General features: G+C 70.6%; 25 protein-coding genes and 1 pseudogene. 14 read left to right on the top strand and 12 right to left on the bottom strand.

Annotated features, from left to right (window positions below; genetic code table 11):
• Positions 1 to 40: 40 nt before the first annotated feature.
• Entirely contained in the window at positions 41 to 3,448 is a 3,408-nt protein-coding gene (locus tag IEY95_RS03155) for a hypothetical protein (RefSeq protein ID WP_189184243.1), read from the top strand.
• A gap of 61 nt (positions 3,449 to 3,509) precedes the next feature.
• Here IEY95_RS03155 and IEY95_RS03150 read toward each other — a convergent pair whose 3' ends face one another.
• Positions 3,510 to 4,379, bottom strand: coding sequence for a hypothetical protein (locus IEY95_RS03150; RefSeq protein WP_189184242.1), 870 nt, complete (start codon positions 4,377 to 4,379; stop codon positions 3,510 to 3,512).
• A gap of 133 nt (positions 4,380 to 4,512) precedes the next feature.
• Positions 4,513 to 4,818 (bottom strand): hypothetical protein, encoded by a 306-nt coding sequence (locus IEY95_RS03145; protein WP_189184626.1) that lies wholly within the window; start codon positions 4,816 to 4,818, stop codon positions 4,513 to 4,515.
• 107 nt (positions 4,819 to 4,925) lie between these two features.
• On the opposite strand from IEY95_RS03145, the gene IEY95_RS03140 reads away from it, so the two are divergent.
• Entirely contained in the window at positions 4,926 to 5,816 is an 891-nt protein-coding gene (locus tag IEY95_RS03140) for an oxygenase MpaB family protein (protein ID WP_189184241.1), read from the top strand.
• Here IEY95_RS03140 and IEY95_RS03135 read toward each other — a convergent pair.
• Complete coding sequence (locus IEY95_RS03135) at positions 5,793 to 6,326, bottom strand: PadR family transcriptional regulator (RefSeq protein ID WP_189184240.1); 534 nt, start codon at positions 6,324 to 6,326, stop codon at positions 5,793 to 5,795. The genes IEY95_RS03140 and IEY95_RS03135 overlap by 24 nt on opposite strands.
• A 108-nt stretch (positions 6,327 to 6,434) precedes the next feature.
• Here IEY95_RS03135 and IEY95_RS03130 point away from each other — a divergent pair, with 108 nt between their 5' ends.
• Complete coding sequence (locus tag IEY95_RS03130) at positions 6,435 to 7,193, top strand: alpha/beta fold hydrolase (protein ID WP_189184239.1); 759 nt, start codon at positions 6,435 to 6,437, stop codon at positions 7,191 to 7,193.
• A gap of 60 nt (positions 7,194 to 7,253) precedes the next feature.
• Here the strand turns inward: IEY95_RS03130 and IEY95_RS03125 are convergent, their stop codons facing one another.
• Positions 7,254 to 7,853: a class I SAM-dependent methyltransferase gene (locus IEY95_RS03125; RefSeq protein ID WP_189184238.1), complete on the bottom strand. Its 600-nt coding sequence runs from the start codon at positions 7,851 to 7,853 to the stop codon at positions 7,254 to 7,256.
• Between the two features lie 152 nt (positions 7,854 to 8,005).
• On the opposite strand from IEY95_RS03125, the gene IEY95_RS03120 reads away from it, so the two are divergent.
• The 5 genes from IEY95_RS03120 (at position 8,006) to IEY95_RS03100 (ending at position 13,072) form a co-directional block, all read left to right on the top strand.
• Entirely contained in the window at positions 8,006 to 8,779 is a 774-nt protein-coding gene (locus IEY95_RS03120; protein WP_189184237.1) for an MHYT domain-containing protein, read from the top strand.
• 63 nt (positions 8,780 to 8,842) lie between these two features.
• Positions 8,843 to 11,377, top strand: coding sequence for a sensor histidine kinase (locus IEY95_RS03115; RefSeq protein WP_189184236.1), 2,535 nt, complete (start codon positions 8,843 to 8,845; stop codon positions 11,375 to 11,377).
• A complete protein-coding gene (locus IEY95_RS03110) occupies positions 11,374 to 11,811 on the top strand; it encodes a roadblock/LC7 domain-containing protein (RefSeq protein WP_189184235.1) in 438 nt (145 codons plus the stop codon). Before IEY95_RS03115 ends, IEY95_RS03110 begins: the two co-directional genes overlap by 4 nt.
• Before the next feature lie 19 nt (positions 11,812 to 11,830).
• Positions 11,831 to 12,226, top strand: coding sequence for a DUF742 domain-containing protein (locus IEY95_RS03105; RefSeq protein ID WP_189184234.1), 396 nt, complete (start codon positions 11,831 to 11,833; stop codon positions 12,224 to 12,226).
• 240 nt (positions 12,227 to 12,466) lie between these two features.
• Complete coding sequence (locus tag IEY95_RS03100; protein ID WP_189184233.1) at positions 12,467 to 13,072, top strand: GTP-binding protein; 606 nt, start codon at positions 12,467 to 12,469, stop codon at positions 13,070 to 13,072.
• Positions 13,073 to 13,125: 53 nt separating this feature from the next.
• Here IEY95_RS03100 and IEY95_RS03095 read toward each other — a convergent pair whose 3' ends face one another.
• Positions 13,126 to 13,554: a PPOX class F420-dependent oxidoreductase gene (locus IEY95_RS03095; protein WP_189184232.1), complete on the bottom strand. Its 429-nt coding sequence runs from the start codon at positions 13,552 to 13,554 to the stop codon at positions 13,126 to 13,128.
• 94 nt (positions 13,555 to 13,648) lie between these two features.
• Here IEY95_RS03095 and IEY95_RS03090 point away from each other — a divergent pair, with 94 nt between their 5' ends.
• The 3 genes from IEY95_RS03090 (at position 13,649) to IEY95_RS03080 (ending at position 15,297) form a co-directional block, all read left to right on the top strand.
• Positions 13,649 to 14,062, top strand: coding sequence for a roadblock/LC7 domain-containing protein (locus IEY95_RS03090; protein WP_189184231.1), 414 nt, complete (start codon positions 13,649 to 13,651; stop codon positions 14,060 to 14,062).
• Positions 14,063 to 14,526: 464 nt separating this feature from the next.
• Complete coding sequence (locus tag IEY95_RS51010; RefSeq protein ID WP_444544755.1) at positions 14,527 to 14,754, top strand: NucA/NucB deoxyribonuclease domain-containing protein; 228 nt, start codon at positions 14,527 to 14,529, stop codon at positions 14,752 to 14,754.
• Between the two features lie 81 nt (positions 14,755 to 14,835).
• The gene (locus IEY95_RS03080; RefSeq protein ID WP_189184229.1) at positions 14,836 to 15,297 is read left to right on the top strand and encodes a hypothetical protein; all 462 of its coding nucleotides are present in this window, start codon (positions 14,836 to 14,838) and stop codon (positions 15,295 to 15,297) included.
• A gap of 130 nt (positions 15,298 to 15,427) precedes the next feature.
• On the opposite strand, the gene IEY95_RS03075 is transcribed toward IEY95_RS03080, so the two are convergent.
• Positions 15,428 to 15,709, bottom strand: a complete 282-nt coding sequence (locus IEY95_RS03075; RefSeq protein WP_189184228.1) for a zinc-ribbon domain-containing protein — start codon at positions 15,707 to 15,709, stop codon at positions 15,428 to 15,430.
• A gap of 397 nt (positions 15,710 to 16,106) precedes the next feature.
• Here IEY95_RS03075 and IEY95_RS03070 point away from each other — a divergent pair.
• Positions 16,107 to 16,399: pseudogene (locus IEY95_RS03070) on the top strand (ISNCY family transposase); the annotation flags it as partial.
• Between the two features lie 61 nt (positions 16,400 to 16,460).
• Here IEY95_RS03070 and IEY95_RS03065 read toward each other — a convergent pair.
• A complete protein-coding gene (locus tag IEY95_RS03065; protein WP_189184227.1) occupies positions 16,461 to 17,327 on the bottom strand; it encodes an acyl-CoA thioesterase in 867 nt (288 codons plus the stop codon).
• A 19-nt stretch (positions 17,328 to 17,346) separates the two neighbouring features.
• A complete protein-coding gene (locus IEY95_RS03060; RefSeq protein WP_189184226.1) occupies positions 17,347 to 19,860 on the bottom strand; it encodes a DEAD/DEAH box helicase in 2,514 nt (837 codons plus the stop codon).
• A gap of 145 nt (positions 19,861 to 20,005) precedes the next feature.
• Here IEY95_RS03060 and IEY95_RS03055 point away from each other — a divergent pair, with 145 nt between their 5' ends.
• The gene (locus IEY95_RS03055) at positions 20,006 to 20,800 is read left to right on the top strand and encodes a metal-dependent hydrolase (protein WP_189184225.1); all 795 of its coding nucleotides are present in this window, start codon (positions 20,006 to 20,008) and stop codon (positions 20,798 to 20,800) included.
• Positions 20,801 to 21,124: 324 nt separating this feature from the next.
• On the opposite strand, the gene IEY95_RS03050 is transcribed toward IEY95_RS03055, so the two are convergent.
• The 4 genes from IEY95_RS03050 to IEY95_RS03035 all read right to left on the bottom strand — a co-directional run bounded on the left by IEY95_RS03050 (position 21,125) and on the right by IEY95_RS03035 (position 25,783).
• The gene (locus IEY95_RS03050; protein WP_189184224.1) at positions 21,125 to 21,400 is read right to left on the bottom strand and encodes a type B 50S ribosomal protein L31; all 276 of its coding nucleotides are present in this window, start codon (positions 21,398 to 21,400) and stop codon (positions 21,125 to 21,127) included.
• A gap of 32 nt (positions 21,401 to 21,432) precedes the next feature.
• Complete coding sequence (locus IEY95_RS03045; RefSeq protein WP_189184625.1) at positions 21,433 to 21,903, bottom strand: DUF5709 domain-containing protein; 471 nt, start codon at positions 21,901 to 21,903, stop codon at positions 21,433 to 21,435.
• 323 nt (positions 21,904 to 22,226) lie between these two features.
• Positions 22,227 to 24,008 carry an ABC transporter ATP-binding protein gene (locus IEY95_RS03040; protein WP_189184223.1) on the bottom strand — a complete coding sequence of 594 codons (1,782 nt, stop codon included), beginning with the start codon at positions 24,006 to 24,008 and terminating at the stop codon, positions 22,227 to 22,229.
• Entirely contained in the window at positions 24,005 to 25,783 is a 1,779-nt protein-coding gene (locus IEY95_RS03035; protein WP_189184222.1) for an ABC transporter transmembrane domain-containing protein, read from the bottom strand. The genes IEY95_RS03040 and IEY95_RS03035 overlap by 4 nt, the downstream gene beginning before the upstream one ends.
• A gap of 223 nt (positions 25,784 to 26,006) precedes the next feature.
• Between IEY95_RS03035 and IEY95_RS03030 the strand changes: the two genes are divergently transcribed.
• A complete protein-coding gene (locus tag IEY95_RS03030; protein ID WP_189184221.1) occupies positions 26,007 to 26,750 on the top strand; it encodes a L,D-transpeptidase family protein in 744 nt (247 codons plus the stop codon).
• The last annotated feature ends 245 nt before the right edge of the window (positions 26,751 to 26,995 follow it).

Below are 26,995 nucleotides of genomic sequence, written 5' to 3'. Positions count from 1 at the left end.
AGAACGGAAAGGAGGCCCAGCGACTCCACGGTGAGCGCTGATGGCCGAGTACGAGGCGTCGCAGACGCCGCAGCCCCAGTCCCGAGAGCCCCGGACGCCGCCGGCACCGCTGACAGCGGCCTGGCTGAGGGCCCATTTCGACCCGCTGCCCTTCCCGGCACGGATGAGCGCCCTGGCGCGTTACGCCCGCACGCTCACCCCGCACGCCTACGAATCCCTCCACCGAGCCCTCGACGCCGGTGACTCCAGCGAACGGCACACCGCGCTGTTCCTGGCCGTCGTCCGCCGCGACCTCGATCGGGTGACCGATGCCCTCGCCGATTCGCTGCTGAGCCGTCGCGCACGATCGGCCGCCCTTCGACTCCCGATTCCCGAACACGCCCTTGAGCGGCTCGCCTTGAGCGACGTCAGGGCGACCCGCCACGACACGTACCGACTCCTCAGGCTCAGCCGCCGCCGAACCCTCGCCGCCGAACTGCTGCCTCAGGTGTACGAGCGCTACGGCGACCGGGAAGCGGCCCGCCTGCTGTCGGCCTGCCCAGCCGAAACCGTCCTCGAGTGGCTGCCCCGCCTCGATGTGCCCCTGGGGGCGCTGAACTCGCTGGCCCGCACGACCCCTCGAGCGGTGGCGGAGTACGTCGCCGCACGCCGGGAAGAGCGGACACCCCACGACGCGCACCGGATCATGTGCCACTTCCGGGCCGTAGCCTCGGTCGCCGCGCAACGAGACCCACACGCGGCTCTGATTCTCCTGGAACGGGCACCCGACCTCCTCACTCCACCCGCGGTCCTCGCAGCCCTCCGGCTGCCCGCCGAAGCGCTCGCCGTACTGCACGCCGCGCGGCCACTCAGCGACGGACGACCTCGCGAACACCTGATCCCCGCAGGGCCTTTGTCGCCCTCCCACCGCCGCGCTCTGGAGGAGCGGCCCGTCGAGGACCTCGTCGCACTGGCCGAACACTGCCCGTCCACCGGAAGCCGCGAACGCGGCCCGGGCCGCCGCGAGGTGGTGGCCGACGGCCTGCTGCGACTGCTCCCGCACGCCGAGCGGTTGCGCATCGTCGAGAGCCGCACCGTGGGCCGGGGCCGGATGCGCGGCGTCACGCTGAACACGCTTGCCGCCCTCGCCCCCGCCGATCGCGCGAACCTGCTCGGCCCTTGGCTGGAGCGGCATGGACGACCCTCCTGGTCGACGGCGCGCCTGGCCGCGGCCCTGCCCCTGGCACAGGGCGAGCCTCTGCTGCGCGAACTCGCCGCCAACCACCGCGTCCACCATCGCGCCCAGGCCTGGCCGGCCCTGCTGGCCTGCGCGGAGCTCGAAGGGGACCGTGACCAGTTCGCACGGATCGCCGGTGACTGCGAACGCGCCTGGCACGACCAGGACGTAGTGCGCTGCGCCGCCCTCCAGCAACTCGCCGGAGCCGCGCCACATTTGCTCACGGCCCTGCCCGAACGCGTCCTGCGCGACGCCGTCCTCACCACGGTCCAGTCGCGCGACTCCACGGCCGCCACCCTGTCCGCCGCCGAACGGTTGCTGCGCCGCATCGCGGAGCGAGCCGCGGCCACCGGTCGTCACGCACGGACCGCGTACGCGATCGAGTTGCTCGGCCAGGTCGTCTCCGCACCACGGCACACGGGACCAGTGGTGCCCCTGAACATTGGTGAGGAAGCGACCCGGACTCTCTGGTCCGCCATGGCACCGACCGCATTGCAACGCCCCGAACTGGGCACGGTGCTCGCCGAACTCCTCGGGCATCATCTCACCGCACTGCCCGACCTCGACGACCATGTACGCCGGACCGCACTCGAAGTCGACGACCCGGAACTCGCGGCTCGCGCCGCAGCCGCGTGGGTGCGGCCCCCACAGTCACGGGAGCACCGCTGCGCCGAACTGATCGGCCTGGACGCGACGTTCGCGACCGTGCCCGTGGTCCTGCGGACGATCGCAGCACGGCGCACCGATCTGCTCGATCCCGTCCTGACCGCCGCTCGCGAAGGGTTTTCCGGTCGGGTACGCCCCCGCGCCACATCTTGGGCGCCCAGGCTGCACCCCGGTGTCGTCCGCCGATGGCTTCCCCAGCAGCAGGAGCAGTGGGAAGAACACCACGCGCGTGTGGCCGCTGACGAAGCAGCCCCCCTGCGCACCAGGGCCGACGCCGCGACACTGCTCCGGGAGCCGGGGCGGCTGACAGCGCTGGCCGACAGCGCTCCGCAACCGGTGGCCGCCGCGGCGCTCACCGCACTGGGCGAAGATCCCCCTGCGGAGTCGAGCGCCGTCCTGCGGGACATCCTTCTCCGGCATGCGGCAGCGGGTGGTGTGCGGGGGCGGGCCGCGATGACCTCGCTTCGGCGGCTCCTTGAACGGCTGCCCGACCGTGAGGCCGTACCCCTGCTGGCGCCGGTCGCATCCTCGACCCGTGCTCCGGTCGGCGCCCGCAAAGAAGCGGTCCGGGCGCTGGGCGCCCTCTTCGGAGAGGACGCCTTCGAGGCACTGGTGGTGGCGTGGGACGTGCCGGGGCAGCATCCCGACGTCCGTGCCGTGCTGGCCCGCTGCCTCCTCGTGGGGATCGACCGCCCGGGCGTGACACGGCGCCTCGTCGAGGCCGCCGGCGAAGCCGTGGTGCGGGACGCCGTCGTGCACCCGCGCGTGGGAGCCGTACCGGTCTCCAGCCGCGAGGCCTACGCTGCCTTCCTCGCACGGCTCGTCGAGGAGGGCGACGACGACACGGCCGTCGCCGCGTGCCACGCTCTGCCCGCATGGCTGACTCCGGGCGCGACCGATGCCATGAGGGTGCTCGTCGAAGCGTTCGCCGCCCCGGACCGGCGCCCCACGGTGTGGAACGTGGCGGCCCGCCACCTCGCCGGGCTCCCGCCGGGAGCGGCCACCGAAGCCGCGCTGCGCGGCGCCTTCGACGCACTGCGGGAACGCGCGGGGTCGCTGGACCCACAGGTCCGCGCCGATGCCCTCAGGCGACTGCACGGGTGCCCGGACGTCCTGGTGCCGGGCTACGGGGGCGCGCACCTACGGGAGGAGGTCGCCGACACACTCGTGGACACGCTGGAAGCCGTGGGCCTACACGCCGACGCCGCACGCCTCAGCTGGAACGCGGCCATGGCCGACGTACGACGGGGTGAGTACGAAGAACACCGTTGGGAACGACTGTTGCGGCTCTGCGAGACACAGCCTCAACGCCTGAGGTCGTTGCAGTACCTGTCCGTGGATCTCGACAGGGCCCGCGTGCCTGAGGCCCTGCTCGCCGCGACACGGACGCTGCGTACCCGCCAGACTCCCACGTCCGGCCGACTCGCGCTCCACCTGGTCGGTCTCGGAGGGCGCGGGACCCGGTGGGACGACCCCTGGCGGGCCGAACTCGACGCGCTGCGCACCCACACCGATCACGACACCGCCATGGCCGCCCTTCTCGTCGACCCGGACGAGAGCCGCTGACAGAGCGGGCAGGCGTGTCCGACAGGGGCCGTACCACGGGGATCACCTGTGGCACAGCCCCTCAGCTGGGACGTACCGCCATCTTGTCGAGGGCTTCCAGGAGCCCGGGCAGTTCCGGTCCGCGACCGACGGGCAGGACCTCTCCGGGCTCCTCGTCCAGGAGGACGAACGCGATGTCGTCGGTCCTCGCGACCAAGGACCAGCCGGGGCCGTCGGCCCGCAGGGTCCGGGCGTCGCCTGTGGCGAAGGACGAGCGGACACGACCGAGCGGAGGCGGTGTGTCCACATACGAGCGGGCCTCGGCGAGGACCCGGCGGACACCGCTGCGTGCCTCGCCGTCGCCGCTCTCCTCCTGAGCCGCGTCCTCGGCCGGGGCCACCTCGGCCTGGGCCGTCCCCTCCGACGTCACGAACTCGGCGTCGTCGATCTGCTCCCGCCAGATCGCCCACTGCAGCGCGATCTCGTCGGCGCCGAGGCGCCGTTGCGCCGGACCCCACGTGGTGGTGTCCGGCGGGCTGAGCGGGGGCCGCTCCGTGAGCTCGTCGGAAGGGTCGTGCGGTGCCGGCACCCCGGGGGCCGAGACGGCGACCTCGAGGGGCCAGCCGGGCAGCGCGGCGACGACCGTGCGCTCGTCCGGCGACAGGTCGTGCTCCATGCCGCAGTCCCAGGACGCGATGGCGACAGCGACCAGCGAGACGTCGTCCACGACCACCGTCCACCGCGCGCCCTCGCCGTCCTGGCCGAGCACGAGACCGTACCCGTCGGCGAGCGGCGCGAGGCCGAGCGCCGCACAGGCCTCCGGGTAGTCGTCCCCCAGCACGCTGGGGAACTTGGCGGGCGTCAGCAACACCGCCGTCAGCACATACAGCGCGTCATCGTCCAGCGCGTCGTCGTCCCCGGTGGCGACGGCGCCATCGTCCGTCCCGGTCATCCCAGCCTCCCCATCGCTACGTTCGTCGGCGCACCATAATGCGACCGGAAGGCGCTTGTCACGGGCCCGAAGCACACCCGGAGCTGCTGTTATCCGGCTGGACAGGGGCGAAACGACCGTTCCGGCCCCGAGGTCAGGCCACGGGCAGCCCGAGCAGTGTGCGGGCCACTGTGCGGGGCGACTCGTCGCGCTCCCGCGCCAAGGCGATCACGGCCCGGCAGGCGAGTTCGTTCACCCCGAACGACAGCGCCTCCGGTGACACCCAGGCCGCTGCCTCGTCGATCTGGTCCTGGTCGTCCTCCGCACACGCGGACACATACGCCGCGGCCGCCTCGAACAAATTGTGCGCACGCTTCTCCGGCCGCGGCGTCACGGGCCGCCGCTCCCCGGGCCCCTCGGCCGTCTTCTTCTGCCACTTCTTGCGGAGTCTGCCGATCATGCCGGACATCAGGCCACCTTCCCCCTGCGCGATGGTCATCGCCGATCTTTCATCTGCCGCTATTCAACGTAGAGTTGGAGCCGCGGCGACAGAAGGGGGACGGCCCGGTGAAGCGGTACGAGCGGCTCGCACGGATCCGGCGGATGGACCCGGAAAAGGAAGCCTCGGAGATCTATCGGCTCACCTCCGCGTACGAATTCCCCTGGGACTTCACCCGAGCCCTGGAACTGGCGCTCTACCGCACCTACGCCGTTCCCAGCATCGGTCGCCTGCTTGCCCGGACGGCGGAGCTCACGGACCGCACGCAGAAGCGTTACGACGACACCGCGCTGCTTCTCGACGCCATCGTCGAGCACGGTTTCGATGGCGAAGAGGGCCGGACGGCGATCCGCCGCATCAACCAGATGCACGGCAGCTACGACATCAGCAATGACGACATGCGTTACGTGCTCTGCACCTTCGTGGTGATGCCCAAGCGGTGGATCGAGGCCTATGGATGGCGCAGGTTGTCGCGCCACGAGATCGTCGCGTCCACCGTGCACTACCGCATCCTGGGGCGGCACATGGGCATCAAGGACATCCCGGAGACCTACGAGGAGTTCGAGGCCTGCCTCGACGCCTACGAGGAGGCCCATTTCGGTTGGGACGAGGGTGCGCGGCGGGTCTCGGACGCGACCTTGGATCTGATGGCCTCCTGGTACCCGCGTCCTCTCGCACCCTTGCTGCGCGCCTCGACCCTCGCCCTGCTCGACGAACCGCTGCTTCAGGCCTTCCGGTACGAACCCCCGAGCGCCGCCACACGCGCACTGGTCCGCCGTGCGGTGCGCGCGCGTGGCCGACTGGTCCGTCTGATGCCGCCGCGCCGTTCCCCGCACTTTGCGAGGCAGAACTGGGAGATCAAGGGCTACCCGGACGGCTACCGCGTCGCCGAGCTGGGCACCTGTCCGGTGCCCGGTGTCCGCGGCTGCCCCGTCTCACGGGCTCCCCGCGTCGAGTGAGTCGATCGTGGCGCGCAGCCAGGCCAGTTCGGCTCGGCTCGTGGCCCGCGCGATGGTGAGGATGCCGCGGCGGAAGGGGTCGTCCAGTTCCTCGGCGCGCAGCGGCCGGTCACCGGAGTAGAAGAAGCTCGCAGGCTCCTCCAGGAAGGCGAGCCTGCGCCGCAGCACGGCCGCCTGCGCGCTCGGGTCGTCCAGGTGCCTGAGGAAGGCGAGCACCGTGAACCAGCGGTTCTCGTCGGTGATGTCGCGCTGTGCCGGTTCCGCGAGCCGGCGGCACAGCTCGTTTCTTCCTGTCTCGGTGAGTGTCAGGACATGACGGGGGGCGGCCACGGAACCGGGCTGGGTCGCCCGCGCCAGCAGGTCCGCCTTCTCCAGCCGCTTGATGGCGGGGTACAGCGTGCTCTCCGCCACGGGTTTCACATGCCCGGTCAGCGCGGTGATGCGCTTGCGCAGCTCGTAGCCGTGCAGCGGGGCGTCGTACAGAAAACCGAGGATGGCCAGCTCCAGCATGCTCACATTCTGCCGCACGCTCGCTGTACATCGCTTCCTCTATACATCGATACCGATGTATCCTCCTGGAGGCGTGAGACACCACGAAGCGGCACAGGGGAGTGCGTGATGCAGCAGGCCGAATTCGACGACAAGGGAAGCCTGATCCGCTGGACGGAGGTGGCGGGCGCCGAACCGGCGCGGGTGTACGTGCACGGCCTGGGTGCGGCCTCGACGGTCTACCACGCCCATATCGCGGCCAGGCCCGAGTTGGCGGGTCGCCGCACCCTGTTCGTCGACCTGCCGGGTCACGGCATCAGCGACCGGCCCACAGACTTCGGATACACCCTGGAGGAGCACGCGGATGCGTTGGCGGCGGCTCTGGACGCGGCCCGCCTTACGGGCACGGAGCTGGTCGCGCACAGCATGGGCGGCGCCGTCGCCATCGTGCTCGCCCATCGGCGGCCCGAACTCGTCTCACGTCTGGTCCTGACGGAGGCCAGCCTCGACCCGTATCCTACGGGCACCGCGGGCAGCAGCGGCATCGCCGCATACGAGGAGGACGAGTACGTCGAAGACGGCGGCCACGCGCGCGTGCTGGAGAAGATCGGTCCCTCCTGGGCGGCCACCATGCGGCTCGCCGATCCGCGGGCCCTGCACCGCACGGCGACGGGCCTCGGGCGCGGCACGAACCCCACGATGCGCCGGATGCTCGAAGCGCTGACGGTGGACCGCGTCTACCTTCAGGGCGAGCTGAGCGGTGAACTCCCGGGCAGGGAACGCCTGGAGACCGCCGGAGTGCGGGTCGTGACGGTGCCCGGGGCCGGGCACAACGTCATGTTCGACAACCCCGGCGCCCTCGCGGCGGAGATCGCCGGTAAGGGCTGACGGCTCAGCCGCGGCGGTGTCCGGGCGGGGCCCGACGCTTTACCGGCGGCGTCCTACTCTTCAGGCGCGGCGTACGGCCAGTGCGAGGAAGCGGTCGTCCTCGTCGACGTACGACGTCATGTCCCAGCCGGATTCGGCCAGCAGGGGACGGAGGTTGGCCTCCGCGCGCAGGTCGTCCGGGGTGATCCGGCGGCCCTGACGGGCCGCGAGCGCCGCCCGGCCGATCGGGTGGAAGAGGGCGAGGGTGCCGCCCGGCCGCACCACGCGTGCCAGCTCCCTGAGGTTCTCCGCCGGGTTCGGCAGATGCGCGATGAGGCCCGCCGCGAACACCGCGTCCAGCGACTCCGTGCGGAACGGAAGCCCGGCGACGTCGGCGAGCAGCAACTGCCCGTCCCGGTCCCGTCCGGCCCGTACGGCGGCCTCCAGCATGGCCGGGGTCAGATCGGCCCCGACGACCACTCCGGAGGCCGTCACGGCCGCGCGCAAGGGCGGCAGGGCGCGGCCGGTGCCGCAGCCCGCGTCTAGCACGCGGTCGCCCTTGCGCAGACCGAGTTCGGCGACCGCGGCCGCGTACGCCGGCTCGTCGTCGGGGAACCGCTCGTCCCAGTCCGCCGCGCGGGCCGTGAAGAACTCCTGGACGTGTGTGTGGTCGTCACTCATGTTCCGCATGATCCCTCACCGACACGAAGGACGTCGCGGTGCGCACGTTCGAGCGCGACGCGATCGTTCAGGTACATCTCTTCGTCATATTCCAACAGCTTTCGAAATGCGCCCCCTTTGCGCGCCCCTGCCCGGACTAGCGTCCCTGGGCCATGGGACACCTGGACCACGCCGCCTTCGGCTGGCTGACCCCCGTGCTGTCGTACGTGATGGCCTGCATAGGCGCGGCCCTGGGGCTGCGCTGCACGGTCCGCGCGCTCGGCACCACCGGGCGTTCGCGCCGCAACTGGCTCCTCACCGCGGCCTCCGCGATCGGTACCGGCATCTGGACCATGCACTTCGTGGCGATGCTCGGATTCAGCGTCACTGGTACGGAGATGCGCTACAACGTGCCGTTGACCATCCTCAGTCTGCTCGTCGCCATGGTCGTCGTCGGCGCGGGCGTCTTCGCCGTCGGCTACGGCCGCGACCGGGGCCGAGCACTCGTCCTGGGCGGGCTCACCACCGGACTCGGCGTCGCGAGCATGCACTACCTGGGCATGGCCGCGCTGCGGCTGCACGGCCAAGTGCGCTACGACCCGGTCCTGGTCGGGCTCTCCGTCGTGATCGCCGTGGTGGCGGCGACCGCAGCCCTGTGGGCGGCGCTCAACATCAAGTCGCCCGTGGCGGTCGCCGTCGCCTCCCTCGTCATGGGCGGCGCGGTGAGCAGCATGCACTACACCGGAATGATGGCGGTGAGCGTGCGCGTCAGCCCCTCCGCCCAGGCCCTGCCCGGGGCCACGGCGATGCAGTTCATCTTCCCCCTCGCCGTCGGCCTCGGGTCCTATCTCTTCCTGACATCGGCGTTCGTCGCGCTGTCGCCGACGTCCGACGAACGCGAAGCATCCGCATCGGCCCAGCGGCCGGTCGAGAGCGTCGCCCGCTAGTCGCGGGCCCGGAGCCACGACGGCCCGGAAGACACGCCCCGAACCTTTCCGAGCGAGGAGGCCATGCGTACACCCCGTAGGACCCCCACAGCCGGCGCCGAGCCGCCGCCCCAGCCCTTGGCGCGCGGTCGCCGCGCGCATGCCGGCCCGCCGGCCGACGAGCGCGCGGACGCCGACGAAACCGTCGCGGGGCCACCGTCGGAGGCACCCACACGCGCGGGCGGGTGGCGCATCCGGCCCCGCACCGTACGAGCCAAGATCGTCTGCTTGCTGATGGTGCCGGTCATCTCCTTGCTCGCGCTGTGGGCGTACGCCACGGTGAGCACCGCCCAGGACGTCGCGCGGCTACGGCAGTTGCAGCGCGTGGACTCGACCGTCCGGGCCCCCGTCGACGCAGCCGTCGCCGCCCTCCAGGCCGAACGCGCGGCCGCCGTCCGCTACGCGACCGACCCGGCCACTGAACAGCCGAACGACCTCAAGGAACTGGCACGGCACACCGACCGCGCGGTGGCGAAGCTGCGACTGGGCGACCACAACACCGTCGCCGACGGTGCCGACCTGCCGGCGGGAGTGGCCGGGCGCCTCGAAGCCTTCGTCGCCGCAGCCGAACAAGTGCCGTCCCTGCGCACCGCCGTGCTGGACCGCCGTACGGGATGGGACGAGGCGTACGGGCAGTACACCAGGACCATCTCGACGGCCTTCGGCGTAGGCGGCGCCCTCACCGGCATCCAGGACGCCGACCTCGGTTCCGACGCGCGCGTGCTGCTCGAATTCTCCCGGGCCGGGGAGTCACTGGCCCAGGAGGACGCGGTGCTGTCCGGCGCGCGGGTCGCCGGGAGCCTCGACGGTGAACGGCTGCGGCTGTTCACCGGTGCCGTCGACACCCGCCGAACCCTGACCGATGCGGCCGTCGCGGATCTGCGTGGGCCCGAGCGAGCCGCCTGGCACGACCTCGTGGAGGGGAGCGCGTACGCCGACGTGCGCGCCGTCGAGGACAAGGTGCTGGTCTCCCGCCCCGGTGGCAAGGCGATCGACGCCGCGCCGGAGGCCGCCTGGAACACGGCCCACGCGCGCGTGCAGCACGGAATGCACACGATCGAGGCGAACGCGGGCCGCGGTGTCGCGGACCGGGCCGACCCGTTCACCCGCGGTCTGCTCACCCCCGCCGGTGCCGCGGTCCTGTTCGGGCTCGCTGCCGTCGTCGCGTCGCTCGTCATCTCCGTACGCATCGGACGCGGGCTCGTCGTCGAGCTGGTGAGCCTGCGCAACAGCGCCCTGGAGATCGCGCGCCGCAAACTGCCGCAGGCCATGCGCAAACTGCGAGCGGGGGAGGAGATCGACGTCCGTGCCGAGGCCCCGCCCGGGCCGCCCGCAGAAGACGAGACCGGACAGGTCGCGGAGGCCCTCGGTACCGTGCACCGGGCCGCCCTGCGCGCCGCCGTCGAGCGTGCGGAACTCGCCAGCGGAATCTCCGGGGTCTTCGTCAATCTCGCCCGCCGCAGCCAGGTTCTGGTACACCGTCAACTGAGCCTGCTGGACAGCATGGAGCGCAGGTCGGAGGATCCGAACGAGCTGAGCGACCTGTTCCGGCTCGACCACCTCACCACACGGATGCGGCGTCACGCGGAGAGCTTGATCATTCTTTCGGGAGCCGCTCCCGGCCGGGCCTGGCGCATGCCGGTCTCACTGACGAACGTGGTCCGTGCGGCCGTCTCCGAAGTCGAGGACTACGCGCGCGTGGAGGTACGACAACTTCCCGAGGCATCCGTGGTCGGAGCCGCGGTGGCCGACCTCACGCACCTCTTGGCGGAGATCGTCGAGAACGCCGCACAGTTCTCGCCGCCGCACACCCGGGTGCGGGTCACCGGCGAGCCCGTCGGCAACGGCTACGCGGTCGAGGTCGAGGACCGGGGGCTCGGCATGGGCAAGGAGACGCTCGCCGAGGCCAACCGGCGCATCGAGCAGTCCGAGGCGCTCGACCTGTTCGACAGCGACCGGCTCGGCCTGTTCGTGGTCAGCAGGCTGGCGGCCCGGCACGGCATCAAGGTGCACCTGCGGACCTCGCCCTACGGCGGTACCACCGCGGTCGTTCTGTTGCCCACGGCCCTGCTGCAAGGCGGCGCGGCGGAACGTTCCCCCAGCAGGGCGGACATCGACAGGCCCGCGGAACGGGAGTACGCGCGCGTGTCGGCGGCCCCGGAACAGGACTCGGTCCAGGCCATCACCGAGCGGCCCGCACTGGTGCCCCCGGTACAGGCAGCCCCCGAAGCCCCCGTGAACGGTTCGTCGGAAAGCCCTCCGCCTGGAGTCACCACGCTGCGGCTGCACCGTCCCCCGGACGACTCCGAAGGCTCCGACGACCTCCCACGGCGTGTGCGGCAGGCGAGCCTCGCCCCGCAACTGCGCGCACAGCGCTCCGAGGAGCCGGCGGAAACGCCGGGTCCCCGGAGCGACGACCAGCGCACCCCCGAACTCGTACGGGACCGTATGGCGGCCTACCGCGACGGCTGGGCACGCGGCGGCGGCAGGTCACCCGGCCTGGGCGCCGCCCCCGACCCGGAAGCGGGCAGCGACAGCAGCGAAGGAGACCCCGCATGATCCAGGATCCGAGCATGAGGGCCGCCCAGCGGTCCGGCGAACTCGACTGGCTGCTGGACGACTTGGTGCTGCGCGTGGCCGAAGTGCGACACGCCGTGGTGCTGTCGAACGACGGTCTCGCGGTGGGCGCGTCCACCGGCCTCCGGCGCGAGGACGCCGAACACCTCGCCGCCGTCGCCTCCGGCTTCCACAGCCTGGCCAAGGGTGCGGGCCGCCACTTCGGCGCCGGCGGCGTACGTCAGACGATGGTGGAGATGGACGACGGCTTCCTGTTCGTCGCCGCGGCGGGGGACGGTTCGTGCCTCGCCCTCCTCACCGCCGTCACGGCCGACATCGGCTTGGTGGCGTACGAGATGGCGCTGCTGGTCAAGCGCGTCGGCGAGCACCTGTACACGCCGACGCGTGTCGCCGCACAGCCGCCCGCCGCCGGATGACCGGGGACGGTCGGTGCAGATGATCGAGGACACGCCGGGCAGCCAGTGGTACGACAACGAGGCCGGACCACTCGTCCGCCCCTACGCGATGACGGGTGGGCGCACCAAACCCGGCCCCACCGGGGTGCGCTTCGACCTGATCGCCCTGGTCACGCTCGACGCGGGCGCACCCGGCGTCGACGACGACACCTCGCTCGGACCGGAACACCGGGCACTGATCGAACTGTGCCGTATCGAGACGCAGTCGGTGGCCGAACTGGCCGCGGACGCCGACCTGCCGGTGGGCGTGGTCAGGGTGCTCCTCGGTGACCTCCTGGAAATGGGCTGCGTCACCGTCAGCCGCCCCGTACCGCCCGCACAACTGCCCGACGAGCGGATTCTCCGTGAGGTGATCGAGGGACTGAGGGCGCTCTAGATGAATCACCTCGGTTTGTCCTTGGACCTCTTTGTGCCCACCTCCGGGCACGGATTGGGCAGGAGTCGGTCAGAACGGTCACATTGCGGTCCAATCCCTCGAGTAGGAGCCGCAGTTGTCATGATGCTGACTTCGCACTCCCGCACAGATGTACCGACGCACACCCGCCCACATAGGACGCACGTCCCGCACAGATGTACCGACGTCGACCGTTGTCGGCACTCCCGAGAGAAGTGATCGATGGTCTCCGAGAACCCCGACGCCTCGGGTGGCGAGATGACCGCCCTGGCATTGAAGATACTGGTCGCCGGCGGATTCGGCGTGGGCAAGACCACCCTGGTGGGCGCGGTCAGTGAGATCAGGCCGTTGCGTACCGAGGAACTGCTCAGCGAGGCGGGGCAGTCGGTGGACGACACCGACGGCGTGGATCAGAAGGTCACGACGACCGTCGCCATGGACTTCGGACGCATCACCATCAGGTCCGGCCTCTCGCTCTACCTGTTCGGAACCCCGGGGCAGGACCGGTTCTGGTTCCTGTGGGACGAGCTGTCGCAGGGCGCCCTCGGAGCCGTCGTCCTCGCGGACACCCGGCGGCTCGAGGACTGCTTCCCCGCGGTGGACTACTTCGAGCACCGGCACATCCCGTTCGTGGTGGCCGTCAACTGCTTCGCGGGCGCCCGCGCCTACGGCGCCCAGGACGTGTCGCGCGCCCTCGACCTCGACCGGGGCACGCCCGTGGTGCTCTGCGACGCACGTGACCGCGACTCCGGGAAGGAGGTGCTGATTCGTCTCGTCGAGTACGCCGGGCGGGTGCACACCGCCCGGCTGCTCGACTCCGTCGGCTGATATGAGGAGCGACCTCACGGGGGCAGTGGCCGCTCCCGTCGAGGCCGATGCGCTCAGTCGGCCACGGAGGCGTAGGCCAGGACCTTCTCGACCCGTACGCGTACGAGGAGTTCACCAGGAACCCCGTTGCGTTTCCCGAACTCCTCGGCACGCTCCTCTCCCATGTAGCGGGCCCCGATTCGAGCGGCCCAGTGCCGCAGTTCGTCGAGTTCCTCGGACAGCGTCGCCCGTCCCTCAAGCATGACGAAATCGAACGGCGGCCGGTCGTCGTCCACGCACAGCGCGACCCGGCCGTCCCGGGCCAGGTTCCGTCCCTTGACGCTCTCCTTAGCGGTGTTGAAGACCACGTCGTCGCCGTCCAGCAGAAACCAGATCGGCGTCACATGCGGACTTCCGTCGGCTCGGACAGTGGACAGCTTTCCGGTGCGGGTGCCGTGCGAGACGAACGCCCGCCATTGCTCGTCGGTCATCTTCTGTGCCATGCCGACCATCCTCCTTGCCCGGAGGGCGGCTGTGGGGAAGGCTGGCTGGTCAGATCCTCCGGCCAGGGGGATGGACACACGGGGAGAGCGGGACATGGCGCAGAACACGGGGCTCGGCTGGCTGCTGGACGACCTGACCGAGCGGGTCGAACACATACGGCACGCGTTGGTGCTGTCCAACGACGGACTGGTGACGGGCGCGAGCACGGGGCTGCGGCGCGAGGACGCCGAACACCTCGCCGCGATCTCGTCGGGCCTGCACAGCCTGGCCAAGGGCTCAGGCCGTCACTTCGGCGCGGGTCAAGTGCGCCAGACAATGGTCGAGTTCGACGATGCGGTGCTCTTCGTCACCGCCGCGGGCGCCGGCAGCTGCCTGTGCGTCCTCAGCGCCGCGGAGGCCGACATCGGCCAGGTCGCCTATGAGATGACGCTTCTCGTGAACCGGGTCGGCGAGCACCTGGGCGTGGACGCGCGGCAGCCGGAAGGGTCACCGTCCGCAGACCTCTGAAGGGCGGTGAGCCCAGGGAGCGCTCGGTGCACCGGTCGTGGCTGCGGTACGGGCGGCGGAAGCCACTCGACACGGCCACGGCACGGGAAGCTTCGGTGATCTTGGGCTTGGCGAGCTGGTCGACCCGTGGGGCGACGGGGTCGGCGATGACTCCGACAGCGGCGAGCGTCTCGGTGACGACCGCGTGCCGTGACCGGCACGCCCAGCAGACGCTGCAGCGCGCGGAACTGCGGCAGGTGTTGGTCCGCTTACCGGCAGCGCCGGCGGCATCAGCACCACCTTCCACCCCTCCTGCGGCTCCGGCTGCCAGGCCCACGTCGGCGGCGGCCTTGCCTCCCCGTTCACCCTGAACGGCTCCGCCCACACCGGATCGGCGGACCACACCTTCACCGTCAGCAGGGGCCACCCGCGTTCCAGCCACACCCGCTACGAATTCGATTTCAAGAAGCCCGGCCACACCAGCGGTGAAACCGCCTACGTCGGATCCACCTACCGTTGCGACGACGAGGACCGCCAGTACGGCGCAGGCTGCGTCTATCCGGCACGCATCTCGGACTTACAACCCGCCCAACCGGTCTATCAGGTGGGTGCCGTTGAAGGAGAACCGCCAGCAGGGCGGCATCATCCGAACTTTCTACAGCCGCTACCACGTCCTGCCGGGGGACAAGTTCTACGTGCAGGCTGGCGCGTAACACCGCCAACCCAACACCGGCAGGCCCCTCACGCCCCTTGGCGCGAGGGGCCTGACCCTATGACGGAGGAAAGAAACGCCTATGACAGAGATCGTGCCGGTAGTTGAGTACACCGGAATGGCCACCCTGAACCACGCCTTCTATGTCATCGGAATGGGAGAACCCGAGGGCATCGCCCTGCCCTCCATGACCTCCCACACCCGCATGACCGTCACCGACAACAAGAGCTGCCTCACCATCACCGCAGGATCCACCGAGTGGGAGCCGATCAAGATCAGCTTCCTCATCTACGACCAGGAACCCGAGCCACTGCCGGGGGAGTGGACTCACACCGAAACCTTCGCCTGCACCGCCACCGACACCCCGGCCAGCTTCACTACTGGCACTGACTCCGACGACATGTTCCAAGACCCCATGCCGCCGGAGCACCTGTTCAACCGGTCCGGCCTCCAACCCCCCTACCACTGGAAGGGCCGCCTCCTCATCGGTGTGTACGAGGTAGAGGAACACGTCCTCCAGTTCTGGCCCGCAGAGAGCCCGTGAGTGGTGTAGCCGTCGAAGGCCCTCCAGGGGTATCTCCGCACACGCAGGGAGCAGTTCCGCACACGGGGACCGGCGGGCACCGTGGCGGGCCATCCCCGCGGGCGCGGGGAGCAGGCGCGCACGAACCCGCTCAGGACTGGTACGGCTGCTGCCCCAACGTCTGACTGCCGTGGCCGCTCGAGGGCTGCGCCAGCAGCTGCTCCGCCTGCTCCTTGGTCACTTTCTGCTCCGCGCCGCAGAAGGAGCACTGCGTCGCGTACTTCGTCGAGAACGGGAACAGCGGAACGAAGAACAGCGTGAACTTCGTGACGCGCTTCCTGAGCGTGTGCGCGGAGGGATTGCCGCACTGGCCGCACACCAGCGTCAGTATCGCGAGCTGATACAGGTAGCCCTTGGTGCCAAAGATGATCACGCTGTGGTCCCTCCAGGTCAGTCAGTGCGCAGGCGGCGATGTGCGCTCACGGAGCACGGTCTCGTGCACATCGATGCGATCGGCTGCATCGTGCACCCGCAGCGTCATCGTTCGCCACCGCCAGAGGCATTCGTAATGCATCAAGTGGTACGACGCCAAGGCCAACCCCGCCGACAGACCCTGGTGGCTGCCGGAAGTCGAGAACAAAGCCAAAAGAACCTCCCCCACGGGCGCGGGGAGCAGAGCATCACCTCGGCCTCGCCCGGCGAGGTCGCGGGACCATCCCCCGGACTCGAGGCACACTGTCTCGACCGATTGAAGCCCGCCGCGCCGCGCTCCTCCGTCAAGCCGTGTGGCCTGGGAACCCGGGTCAGGGTCCGGCGGTCGATGGCGCGAGGCGGACTCGCTGAGCTGGCGGCGTTTCTGCCGAATCCCGCGGACCTCCCCGGTACCGCACCCAACGACGCTGCTCACACTCGTACGCCGCAGCGGATCAAGGCCACCGGCGCCGCCAGGCGCACCCGCTTCCGGGACCGCGGCCGATCAGCAGGACGCCGCCTGAAGCAGATCTCCCGCACACTGCGGCGACGCACCGGCCAGGCGCTGGCCGAGATCGACCGGCTCACCGGCGAGGTCGCCGCCATCGCCACAGCGACACTGCGAGATGTGGCCACGGTGGAGCACAACGCCTGACTGACCGACCGTCCCCGGCAGCGTCGCAATACCTCGCCGAGGAGGGCCGGGCACTTCTCTACAGCGCCCGGAACAGTCCCTCCTGGACGACCGAGACGAGCAGCCGTCCCTTCAGGTCGTAGATCCGTCCGCGGGCGAGTCCGAGTCCGCCCGTCGCGATCGGGGACTCCTGGTCGTACAGGAACCACTCGTCCGCGCGGAACGGCCGGTGGAACCACATGGCGTGGTCCAACGAAGCCATGTCGAAGCCCCGCGGACCCCACAGCGGTTCCACGGGGATGCGGACGGCGTCCAGGAGGGTCATGTCGCTCGCGTACGTGAGGGCGCAGGTGTGCACGAGCGGGTCGTCGCCCAGCGGTCCGACGGCACGCATCCACACCGCGCTGCGCGGCTCGGCGTCCTTGGTCTCCTCGGGCGTCCAGCGCAGCCGGTCCACATAGCGGATGTCGAACGGCTGGCGCCGTGCCATGCGCTCCAACGCCTCGGGGAGCGCGCCCAGATGCTCCTTGATCTCCTGCGTCACCGTCGGCAGCGACTCCGGGTCCGGAACCTCGCGGGCCGGCGGCAGCTGGTGCTCGAAGCTCCCCACCTCAGGCTTGTGAAAGGAGGCGGTCAGATTGAAGATCGTGCGGCCCTGCTGCACGGCGGTGACACGGCGGGTGGTGAACGACCGCCCGTCCCGGACCCGTTCGACCTGGTACACGATCGGCACGCCCGGTCGGCCCGGGCGCAGGAAGTACGCGTGCAGCGAGTGCACCGGCCGGTCGCCCTCGGTGGTGCGCCCGGCGGCGACCAGCGCCTGGCCCGCCACCTGGCCGCCGAAGACGCGTTGGAGTGACTCCTGCGGGCTGCGGCCACGGAAGATGTTGACCTCGATCTGCTCCAGGTCGAGCAGGTCGACGAGCCTCTCGGCAGGGTTCGTCATGTGTGGGATTCTCCTGTGCTCACAGCTGGCCGACGTCGGTGACCTTGACGATGGCGCGCCCCTCCGCGTCGGAGGCCGCGAGGTCGACCTCCGCGCTGATGCCCCAGTCATGGTCGCCGTTCGGGTCGGCGAAGGTCTGACGGACGCGCCACAGGCCGTTCTGCGGCTCCTCCACGATCGACAGCAGCTTGGGACCACGGGCGTCGGGCCCGGTGCCGAGGTCCTCGTACTCGTCCCAGTACTTGTCCATCGCCTCGCCCCAGGCGTCGGCGTCCCAGCCGGAGTCGCCATCCATCTCGCCGAGTTCGTCGACGTTGTCGAGAGCGGCGAGCTCGACGCGGCGGAACATGGCGTTGCGGACGAGGACGCGGAAGGCGCGGGCGTTGGAGGTGACCGGTTTGACCTGGTCGGCCTTCTCCTGGGCCTCCTCGGCCGTCATCTCCTCGGGGTTGGCGAGCTGCTCCCACTCGTCCAGGAGGCTGGAGTCGACCTGGCGCACCATCTCGCCCAGCCAGGCGATCAGATCCTCCAGGTCCTCGGACTTGAGGTCGTCCGGGACGGTGTGCTCAAGGGCCTTGTAGGCGCTGGCGAGGTAGCGCAGGACAATGCCCTCGGTACGGGCGAGCTCGTAGAAGGAGACGAACTCCGTGAAGGACATGGCCCGTTCGTACATGTCACGGATCACGGACTTCGGGGACAGCGGATGGTCACCGACCCACGGATGGCTCTTTCGGTAGGTGTTGTACGCGTGGAAGAGCAGCTCCTCCAGCGGCTTGGGGTACGACACGTCCTGGAGCCGCTCCATGCGCTCCTCGTACTCGACGCCGTCCGCCTTCATCGCGGCCACGGCCTCGCCGCGCGCCTTGTTCTGCTGGGCCGCGAGGATCTGCCGCGGATCGTCCAGCGTGGACTCGACCACGGACACCATGTCGAGGGCGTACGAGGGGGATTCGGGATCCAGGAGCTCGAACGCGGCGAGCGCGAAGGTCGACAGCGGCTGGTTGAGCGCGAAGTCCTGCTGGAGGTCGACAGTGAGGCGCACGATACGGCCCGTGGCGTCCGGTTCGTCGAGCTTCTCGACGATGCCGCCGTCGAGGAGCGAGCGGTAGATCGCGATCGCCCGCCGGATGTGGCGCAGCTGCTGCTTGCGCGGCTCGTGGTTGTCTTCCAGTAGATGCCGCATCGCCTCGAAGGCGTTGCCGGGCCGGGCGATCACCGACAGCAGCATGGTGTGCGTCACGCGGAAGCGCGAGGTCAGCGGCTCGGGCTCGGAGGCGATGAGCTTCTCGAAGGTGTTGTCCGTCCAGCCGACGAAGCCCTCGGGAGCCTTCTTGCGCACCACCTTGCGGCGCTTCTTCGGGTCGTCGCCCGCCTTGGCGAGAGCCTTCTCGTTCTCGATGACGTGCTCGGGCGCCTGCGACACGACGAAGCCGGCCGTGTCGAATCCGGCTCGCCCGGCGCGGCCGGCGATCTGATGGAACTCGCGGGCGCGCAGTGTCCGGACCCGGTTGCCGTCGTACTTCGTCAGTGCCGTGAACAGCACGGTACGGATGGGGACGTTGACTCCGACTCCGAGTGTGTCCGTGCCGCAGATCACCTTCAGGAGTCCGGCCTGGGCCAGTTTCTCCACCAGTCGGCGGTACTTGGGCAGCATGCCCGCGTGGTGCACGCCGATTCCGTGGCGCACATAGCGGGAGAGGTTGCGGCCGAACTTGGTGGTGAAGCGGAAGTTGCCGATCAGCTCGGCGATCTGGTCCTTCTCCTCGCGGGTGCACATGTTGATGCTCATCAGCGCCTGCGCCCGCTCCACCGCCTGGGCCTGGGTGAAGTGCACGATGTAGACGGGAGCCTGCTTGGTCGCGAGCAGTTCGGTGAGTGTCTCGGTGAGCGGAGTCAGCATGTACTCGTAGGAGAGAGGCACGGGCCGGGTCGCCGAGCGGACCACCGATGTGGGGCGGCCGGTGCGCCGGGTCAGGTCCTTCTCGAACATCGAGACGTCGCCGAGCGTCGCCGACATCAGGATGAACTGGGCCTGCGGCAGTTCCAGGATCGGAATCTGCCAGGCCCAGCCGCGGTCGGCCTCCGCGTAGAAGTGGAACTCGTCCATCACGACCTGGCCGACGTCGGCGTGCTTGCCGTCCCGCAGGGCGATGGACGCCAGTACCTCGGCGGTGCAGCAGATCACGGGGGCGTCGGCGTTCACGGAGGCGTCGCCGGTGAGCATGCCGACGTTCTCGGTGCCGAAGATCTTGCACAGCTCGAAGAACTTCTCCGAGACGAGTGCCTTGATCGGTGCTGTGTAGAAGGTGACCTCGTCACGGGCGAGCGCCGCGAAGTGCGCACCCGCGGCGATCATGCTCTTGCCCGAGCCGGTGGGCGTCGAGACGATCACGTTCGCACCCGAGACCACCTCGATCAGCGCCTCCTCCTGATGCGGGTAGAGGGTGAGACCGCGTTCCCCGGCCCACGACTCGAAGGCTTCGTAGAGGGCGTCGGGATCTGCGGTCTGCGGCAGCTGATCGATAAGGGTCACGCCCCCATCTTGCCTGTCAACCCGCCCGATGGGGGAATCGGATGCTGGTCGGAAGATCACGGGAGCTACGCTGTGGCGCCGACGCAGCGTCAGCGCACACGGGCAACTGGACAGCGGTACAAGAGGAATGGGGCGGGGAACGGCCATGATGGGACCAGCACACTCACTGTCGGGAGCCGCGGCCTGGCTCGGCGTCGGAGCGGCGGCCGCCGCGGCCGGCCACACCATGCCCTGGCCTGTCCTCCTGGTCGGCGCGCTGATCTGCGCGGGCGCCGCGCTCGCCCCGGACCTGGACCACAAGGCGGCCACCATCTCGCGCGCCTTCGGGCCGCTCTCGCGGGGCCTGTGCGAGATCGTCGACAAGCTCTCGTACGCCGTCTACAAGGGGACGAAGAAGCCGGGCGACCCGCGACGCTCCGGCGGCCACCGCACGCTGACGCACACCTGGCTGTGGGCGGTGATGATCGGCGCGGGCACCTCGGTCGTGGCGATCACGGGCGGCCGGTGGGCGGTCCTGGCCATCCTCTTCGTCCACATGGTGCTTGCCATCGAGGGTCTGCTGTGGCGGGCGACCCGGGGTTCCAGCGCCGATGTCCTGGTCTGGCTGCTGGCCGCGACCAGCGCCTGGATCCTCGCCGGGGTCCTGGACAAGCCGGGCAACGGCTCGGACTGGCTGTTCACCGCGCCGGGCCAGGAATACCTGTGGCTCGGGCTCCCGATCGTGCTGGGTGCCCTCGTGCACGACATCGGGGACGCGCTGACGGTGTCCGGCTGCCCGATCCTGTGGCCCATCCCCGTCGGTCGCAAGCGCTGGTACCCGATCGGCCCGCCCAAGGCGATGCGCTTCCGTGCCGGCAGCTGGGTCGAGCTCAAGGTGCTGATGCCGGTGTTCATGCTGCTGGGCGGGGTGGGGTGCGCGGCTGCGCTCAATGTCTTCTGAAGGCGGACGCCCCGGGGGCGAGACCGGCAGAAGCTGATGCGCAGGATTTCCGCAGACCGCAGACCGCAGACCGCAGACCGCAGACCGCAGACCGCAGACCGCAGACCGCAGACCGCAGACCGCAGACCGCAGGCCGACCGCTAGGTAGCCGCGGACCCGGTCGACCTGGGGCTGCGGCGAGTCGGGTCGGCGGCGCTCGTCGACAGCGGCGAGGGGCGGCGAGCAGGACCGCAGCCTGCCAGGGGTCGAGGGGTCGAGGGGGCGGGGTGAGCACGCAGTGTGCCTGGCGCGGCAGCGTGCAGTCACCTGACGTTCGGTCGCTCTCTAGGCTGTGTCGCCCGCGCCGGCTCCCTGGCCGCCACCCCCGTACCGCCGCTCGAACTGAGCGATCCTTCCCTCTGTGTCCACGGTTCGGGCCTTCCCGGTGTAGAAGGGGTGGCTCTCCGAGGAGATCTCGACATCCACCACCGGGTAGGTCTCGCCGTCGTCCCATTCGATGGTCTGGTCGCTCGTCGCGGTGGAGCGGGTGAGGAACGCGTACCCGGCGGCGCGGTCGCGGAAGACGACAGGGTGGTAGTCGGGCTGCTTGTCCTGCTGCATGGGTGCTCCTTGACAGGGAGTGGCGGGATAGGTCAGCCGGACAGGGAGTCCTCGTCGACGATGTGCATGGCGGCCTCCTCGGCCGAGGCCGCGGCACCGTCGATGCCCACGTCCGAGGCGATGAGCCCGCTCTCCTCGTCCTCGTGCGCTCCTTCGTCGGGAGCCACCAGGCGGCCGGACCGAAGGTCGCCCACCTCGTTGTCGAGGGGTTCGCCGTCGGTGCCCTGGCAGTCGCCGATGTCGTCTCCGTCGGGTTGGGGGATCTCGGGAAGCTCCTCCGCGAGGCGCTGGTCCAGGGTCTCGCCCTTCCGCCGCTCCTCAGCGGTCACCCCGGTGTGCTCCACCGCCCACGGCCGCTCGGGCGGCGACCAACCCCGATCGAGGGGATCGCCGACGCCGTCGGCGAGCAGCGTGTCCTCGGCGTCGAGCAGCCCCGCGTCGTCCTGTACCTCGGATCCGTCGGGCTGGTAGACGTCGTCTCCCCATCCGTCGGCGCTGTCCACGGCTACCTCCAGGGGGTGCGGGCGGGGTCCGCTGCCGCCGCGTTCGACGGCGGGCGTGCGGGCCACGGGACACGGGCGTCGCCCCGCGCGAACCGGGTGGTTCGCCAGAGTCCGCCGAGCCGGTGTCCACTTCCAGCCTTCCACCCCCCTTCGGCACAGCGCAACGCCACAAGGTCCGACCATGGGAACGGCCCGCCCACGAAGGGACGGCCGGAGGCCGACGTGGCCCCGCCCCTCCCCACAGGAGGGGACAGGCGCCGAGGCCGCCCCACCCCGGACGGAGGCCGCCCCACCCCGGACGGGGCCGCCCCGAGCCGGCTCGCTCACCCGTGCCAGGACCGCCACAGTGCCGCGTACGCACCCTCCGCCGCGACCAGCTGGTCATGGCTGCCCAGCTCGCTGATCCGGCCGTTCTCGACGACGGCGATGACATCCGCGTCGTGCGCGGTGTGCAGCCGGTGCGCGATGGCGACGACGGTGCGGCCGTCGAGGACGCGGGCCAGCGAGCGCTCCAGATGGCGGGCCGCTCGCGGGTCGAGGAGCGAGGTCGCCTCGTCCAGGACCAGCGTGTGCGGATCGGCCAGTACCAGCCGGGCCAGCGCGATCTGCTGGGCCTGGGCCGGAGTGAGCGCGAGCCCGCCCGAGCCGACCTCGGTGTCCAGGCCGTCGTCCAGCGCCCGCGCCCAGCCGTCCGCGTCGACCGCGTCGAGCGCCGCCCACAGCTCGGCGTCGTCGGCGCTCGTCCGAGCGAGCAGCAGGTTGTCGCGCAGTGAGCCCACGAAGACGTGGTGCTCCTGGTTGACCAGGGCCACGTGGGAGCGCACATCCTCGGCGGGCATGTTGGCCAGTTCGGCGCCGCCGAGGGTGATCCGGCCCTCCCGGGGCGCGTAGATCCCGGCGAGCAGCCTGCCGAGCGTGGACTTGCCCGCGCCGGACGGGCCGACCAGGGCGAGCCGGGTGCCGGGCGCGACCTCCAGGGAGACCTTGCGCAGTACGTCCACTCCGGCTCGGTAGCCGAAGTGCACCCGGTCCGCATGCACATCGCGCCCGTCCGGAGCCACCGCCGGGTCGCCCGCGGCCGGCTCGATGTCGCGGACACCCACCAGCCGGGCCAGCGAGACCTGGGCGACCTGCAGCTCGTCGTACCAGCGCAGGATCAGGCCCACCGGGTCGACGAGCATCTGTGCGATGAGAGCGCCCGTCGTCAGCTGGCCCACGCCGATCCAGCCCTGGAGGACGAAGACCCCGCCGATCATCAGGACCGAGCACAGCACCGTCACATGGGTGAAGTTGATGACCGGGAAGAGGACCGAGCGCAGCCAGAGCGTGTACCGCTCCCATGCGGTCCACTCCTTGACCCGGCGGTCCGACAGCTCGATGCGGCGCTCGCCCAGGCGGTGCGCCTCGACCGTGCGCCCGGCGTCGACCGTCTCGGCGAGGACGGCGGCGACGGCGGCGTAACCGGCGGCCTCCGAGCGGTATGCCGACGGCGCCCGCTTGAAGTACCACCGGCAGCCCACGACCAGCAGCGGTACCGCGACCAGTACGGCGGGGGCGAGCGGTGGCGCGGTCACAGTGAGCCCGCCGAGCAGCAGCGCGGCCCACACCACACCGATGGCCAGCTGCGGCACCGCCTCGCGCATCGCGTTGGCGAGCCGGTCGATGTCCGTCGTGATGCGGGACAGCAGGTCGCCCGTCCCGGCCCGCTCCAGCACCCCTGGCGGCAACCCCACCGACCGTACGAGGAAGTCCTCGCGCAGATCGGCCAGCATCCGCTCACCGAGCATGGCGCCGCGCAGCCGTACCTCTCGTACGAACACGGCCTGTACGACGAGCGCGGCGACGAACAGCGCGGCGGTGAGCTCCAGATGGAGCTCGCGCGCGTGGTCCGAGACCCGCTCGACGACCGAGCCCAGCAGATAGGGCCCGGCCATCGAGGCGACGACGGCCACGGTGTTGACGGTGATCAGGAGCAGGAAGGCCCTGCGGTGCCGTTGGAACAGTTCGGCCACGTAGGCGCGTACGGTCGCGGGCGCGCCGACGGGCAGGGTGTTCGCCGTCGTCGGGGCGGCCGGGTCGTACGCCGGTGGCGCCACGCCGATCATGCGGTCTCCTCGATTTCTTCCAGTACGCCGTCAAGAGCGGCTTCTTCGTCGGTCTCCCGGGTCACCACGGCCCGGTACCGCAGCTCGCTGTGCACCAGTTCGCGGTGCATGCCGACCGCCGCGACCTCGCCCTCGTGGACCAGGACGACACGGTCCGCGTGGTCGAGGAGCAACGGCGAGGAGGTGAAGACCACCGTCGTACGCCCGGCGCGCAGGGCACGCACGCCGTCGGCGATCCGGGCCTCGGTGTGCGAGTCGACGGCGGACGTCGGCTCGTCCAGGACGAGCACCTCGGGGTCGGTGATCAGTGACCGGGCCAGCGCCAGACGCTGGCGCTGGCCGCCCGACAGGGAGCGTCCGCGTTCGGTGATCCGGGCGTCCAGCGGGTCCTCGGCGTCCAGTGACCCCTGGGTGAGCGCGTCCAGGACGTCGCCGCACTGCGCGGCGGCAAGTGCGGCCTCGGCGGTGACAGAACCGGGCGCGGGCACGTCGAGCAGCTCGCGCAGCGAGCCGGAGAGCAGCACCGGGTCCTTGTCCTGGACGAGGACGGCGGTACGGGCCGAGTCCAGCGGCAGTTCGTCCAGCGGTACGCCGCCGAGGAGCACCGAGATGCCCTCTTCGGACGGATGCCCACCCAGCCGCTCGGCCAGCAGTCCCGCCGCGTCCGGGTCGCCGCACACCACGGCGGTGAGTCGTCCGGCGGGCGCGAGCAGCCCGGTCGCGGGGTCGTACAGATCGCCTCTCGGCGCCTCCGCCGAACGGGATCCCTCGCTGTCCATGGCTCGTTCGAGGGACAGCACCCGGGCGGCCCGCTTGGCGGACGGGCGGGAGAAGGAGTAGGCCATCGCGATTTCTTCGAAGTGCCGCAGCGGATAGGTGAGCAGCATGACCGCGCTGTACACGGTGACCAGTTCGCCGACCGTGATCCTGCCGTCGCGGGCGAGATGCACACCGTGCCAGATGACGGCGATCAGCAGCAGACCGGGGAGCAGCACCTGGATGGCCGAGATCAGCGACCACATCCGGGCGCTGCGCACGGCGGCCCGGCGGACCTCCTGCGAGGCACGTCGGTACCGGTCGAGGAACAGGTCCTCTCCGCCGATGCCGCGCAGCACCCGCAGGCCCGCGACGGTGTCCGAGGCCAGCTCGGTGGCGCGTCCGGCCTTCTCACGCTGGAAGTCGGCGCGCCGGGTGGCGCGGGGCAGCAGCGGCAGCACGGCGAGCGCCAGGACGGGCACGCCCACGGCGACGATCACGCCGAGCGCAGGCTGGTAGACGACCAGGCCCACGCAGACCAGCACCACGGTGAGCGCCGCCGCCAGGAACCGCGACACGGCCTCGACGAACCAGCCGATCTTCTCGACGTCGCCGGTGGAGACCGCGACGACCTCACCGGCCGCGACACGCCGCGTCAGCGCGGAGCCCAACTGGGCGGTCTTGCGGGCCAGCAGCTGCTGGACGCGCGCGGCCGCCGTGATCCAGTTGGTGACCGCGGCGCGGTGCAGCATGGTGTCGCCCAGCGCGATACAGGCGCCGCAGAGCACCATCAGCCCGCCCGTCAGGGCGAGGCGGGTGCCGGAACGGTCGACGACGGCCTGGATGGCGAGGCCGACACAGAACGGCAGCCCGGAGACGGCCACGAAGTGCAGCAGACCCCAGGCGAGGGCCTTGAACTGCCCGCCGAGCTGGTTCCGGAAGAGCCACCGCAGGAATTGGGGACCCGAGCGCGCGTCCGGCACACCCGGGTCGGGATACGGAAGGTCTTGAATCTGCATGACGTCCCAGTGGCTCGTGTCAGTGAGGGGAGGGAGCCGCGATGTCGGCAACCGGCCGGCCGTGAAGGCCGGCAACAAACCGTGAAAGGTTCGCGTCGCGGCGTGGTCGGAAGCAAGCGATTTTCCGCCGCGAGGCAAGGATTCGGCCCCAACCGCCCGTGAAGGGACGAGAAGCGGGGGTGGGCGATTAGGCCTATAAGTGTGTGGTGCGACGATGGACCGCATGGGAAGGAACAGTGCGATGCGTGCGGGGTTCGCCGCGGCGGTATGTGGTGTCCTCGCCGGCGCCCTTTCGGCCTGTGGTGGTTCGGGCGGCGGGAGCGGGGCGAAGAGCGAGGGAGGGGCCGGCGGCAAGGACGTCCAACCCCCGGCGCGTACTGTCCATCTGAAACGCATCCCCGAGATCGGCGACCGGTTGCGGCAGCGGATCCCCTCCGACTCCCGCCAGGTCGTGGCGGTCTACGGGGACGGCAAGGACTCCGCGGACTCCACGGTCGTGCTGTACACGAAGGCCGGCTCGACGTGGGACACGACCCGCAGCTGGGCCGCGCACAATGGGAAGAAGGGCTGGACCAACGATCATCGGGAGGGCGACAAGCGCAGCCCGGTCGGCGTGTTCACGCTCAGCGACGCGGGCGGTGTGCTCGCCGACCCGGGCGCCCGGCTCCCGTACACCCGGTCGGCGTCCTTCCAGGCGCCGCGATACTGGGCCAAGTCCCACTGGCACGACTTCGACTACGTCATCGCCATCGACTACAACCGCGTCAAGGGCACCGCGCCGAACGACCCGACCCGACCCGAGGGCCAGTCGAAGGGTGGCGGAATCTGGCTGCACATGGACCACGGCAGCGGTACGTCGGCGTGCGTGAGTCTGCCCAAGTCGGCCATGGAGTATCTGCTGCGCACGCTCGACCCGAATCAGCACCCCGTCGTGGTGATGGGGGACAAGGCGGATCTGAACGCCTAGGGGGCTTCTGATGGATCTCCGCGGCGTCGCGACGCCCGGCACGCACTCTCGCCGCACCGGACAAAAGCCCTAGTAGCTCCTCCCCCACGCTCGGCTTCGCTCGCGCGGGGGGACCCCCATCGAGGACTTCCGCCCGGCACGCCGAGAGCACGCACCGAACGCCGCTCCTTCTTCCACGGAGATCCATCAGAAACCCCCTAGGGGGCCCATTGCGGGGCGGGCCAACTGCCCCGTAGAACACGGCA

The sequence above is a fragment of the Streptomyces albiflavescens genome, assembly GCF_014645835.1.
In the GTDB taxonomy this organism is placed as follows: domain Bacteria; phylum Actinomycetota; class Actinomycetes; order Streptomycetales; family Streptomycetaceae; genus Streptomyces; species Streptomyces albiflavescens.
The sequence above is the reverse complement of the archived record's forward strand: the minus strand, read 5'-3'. Positions and strand labels throughout refer to the sequence as shown.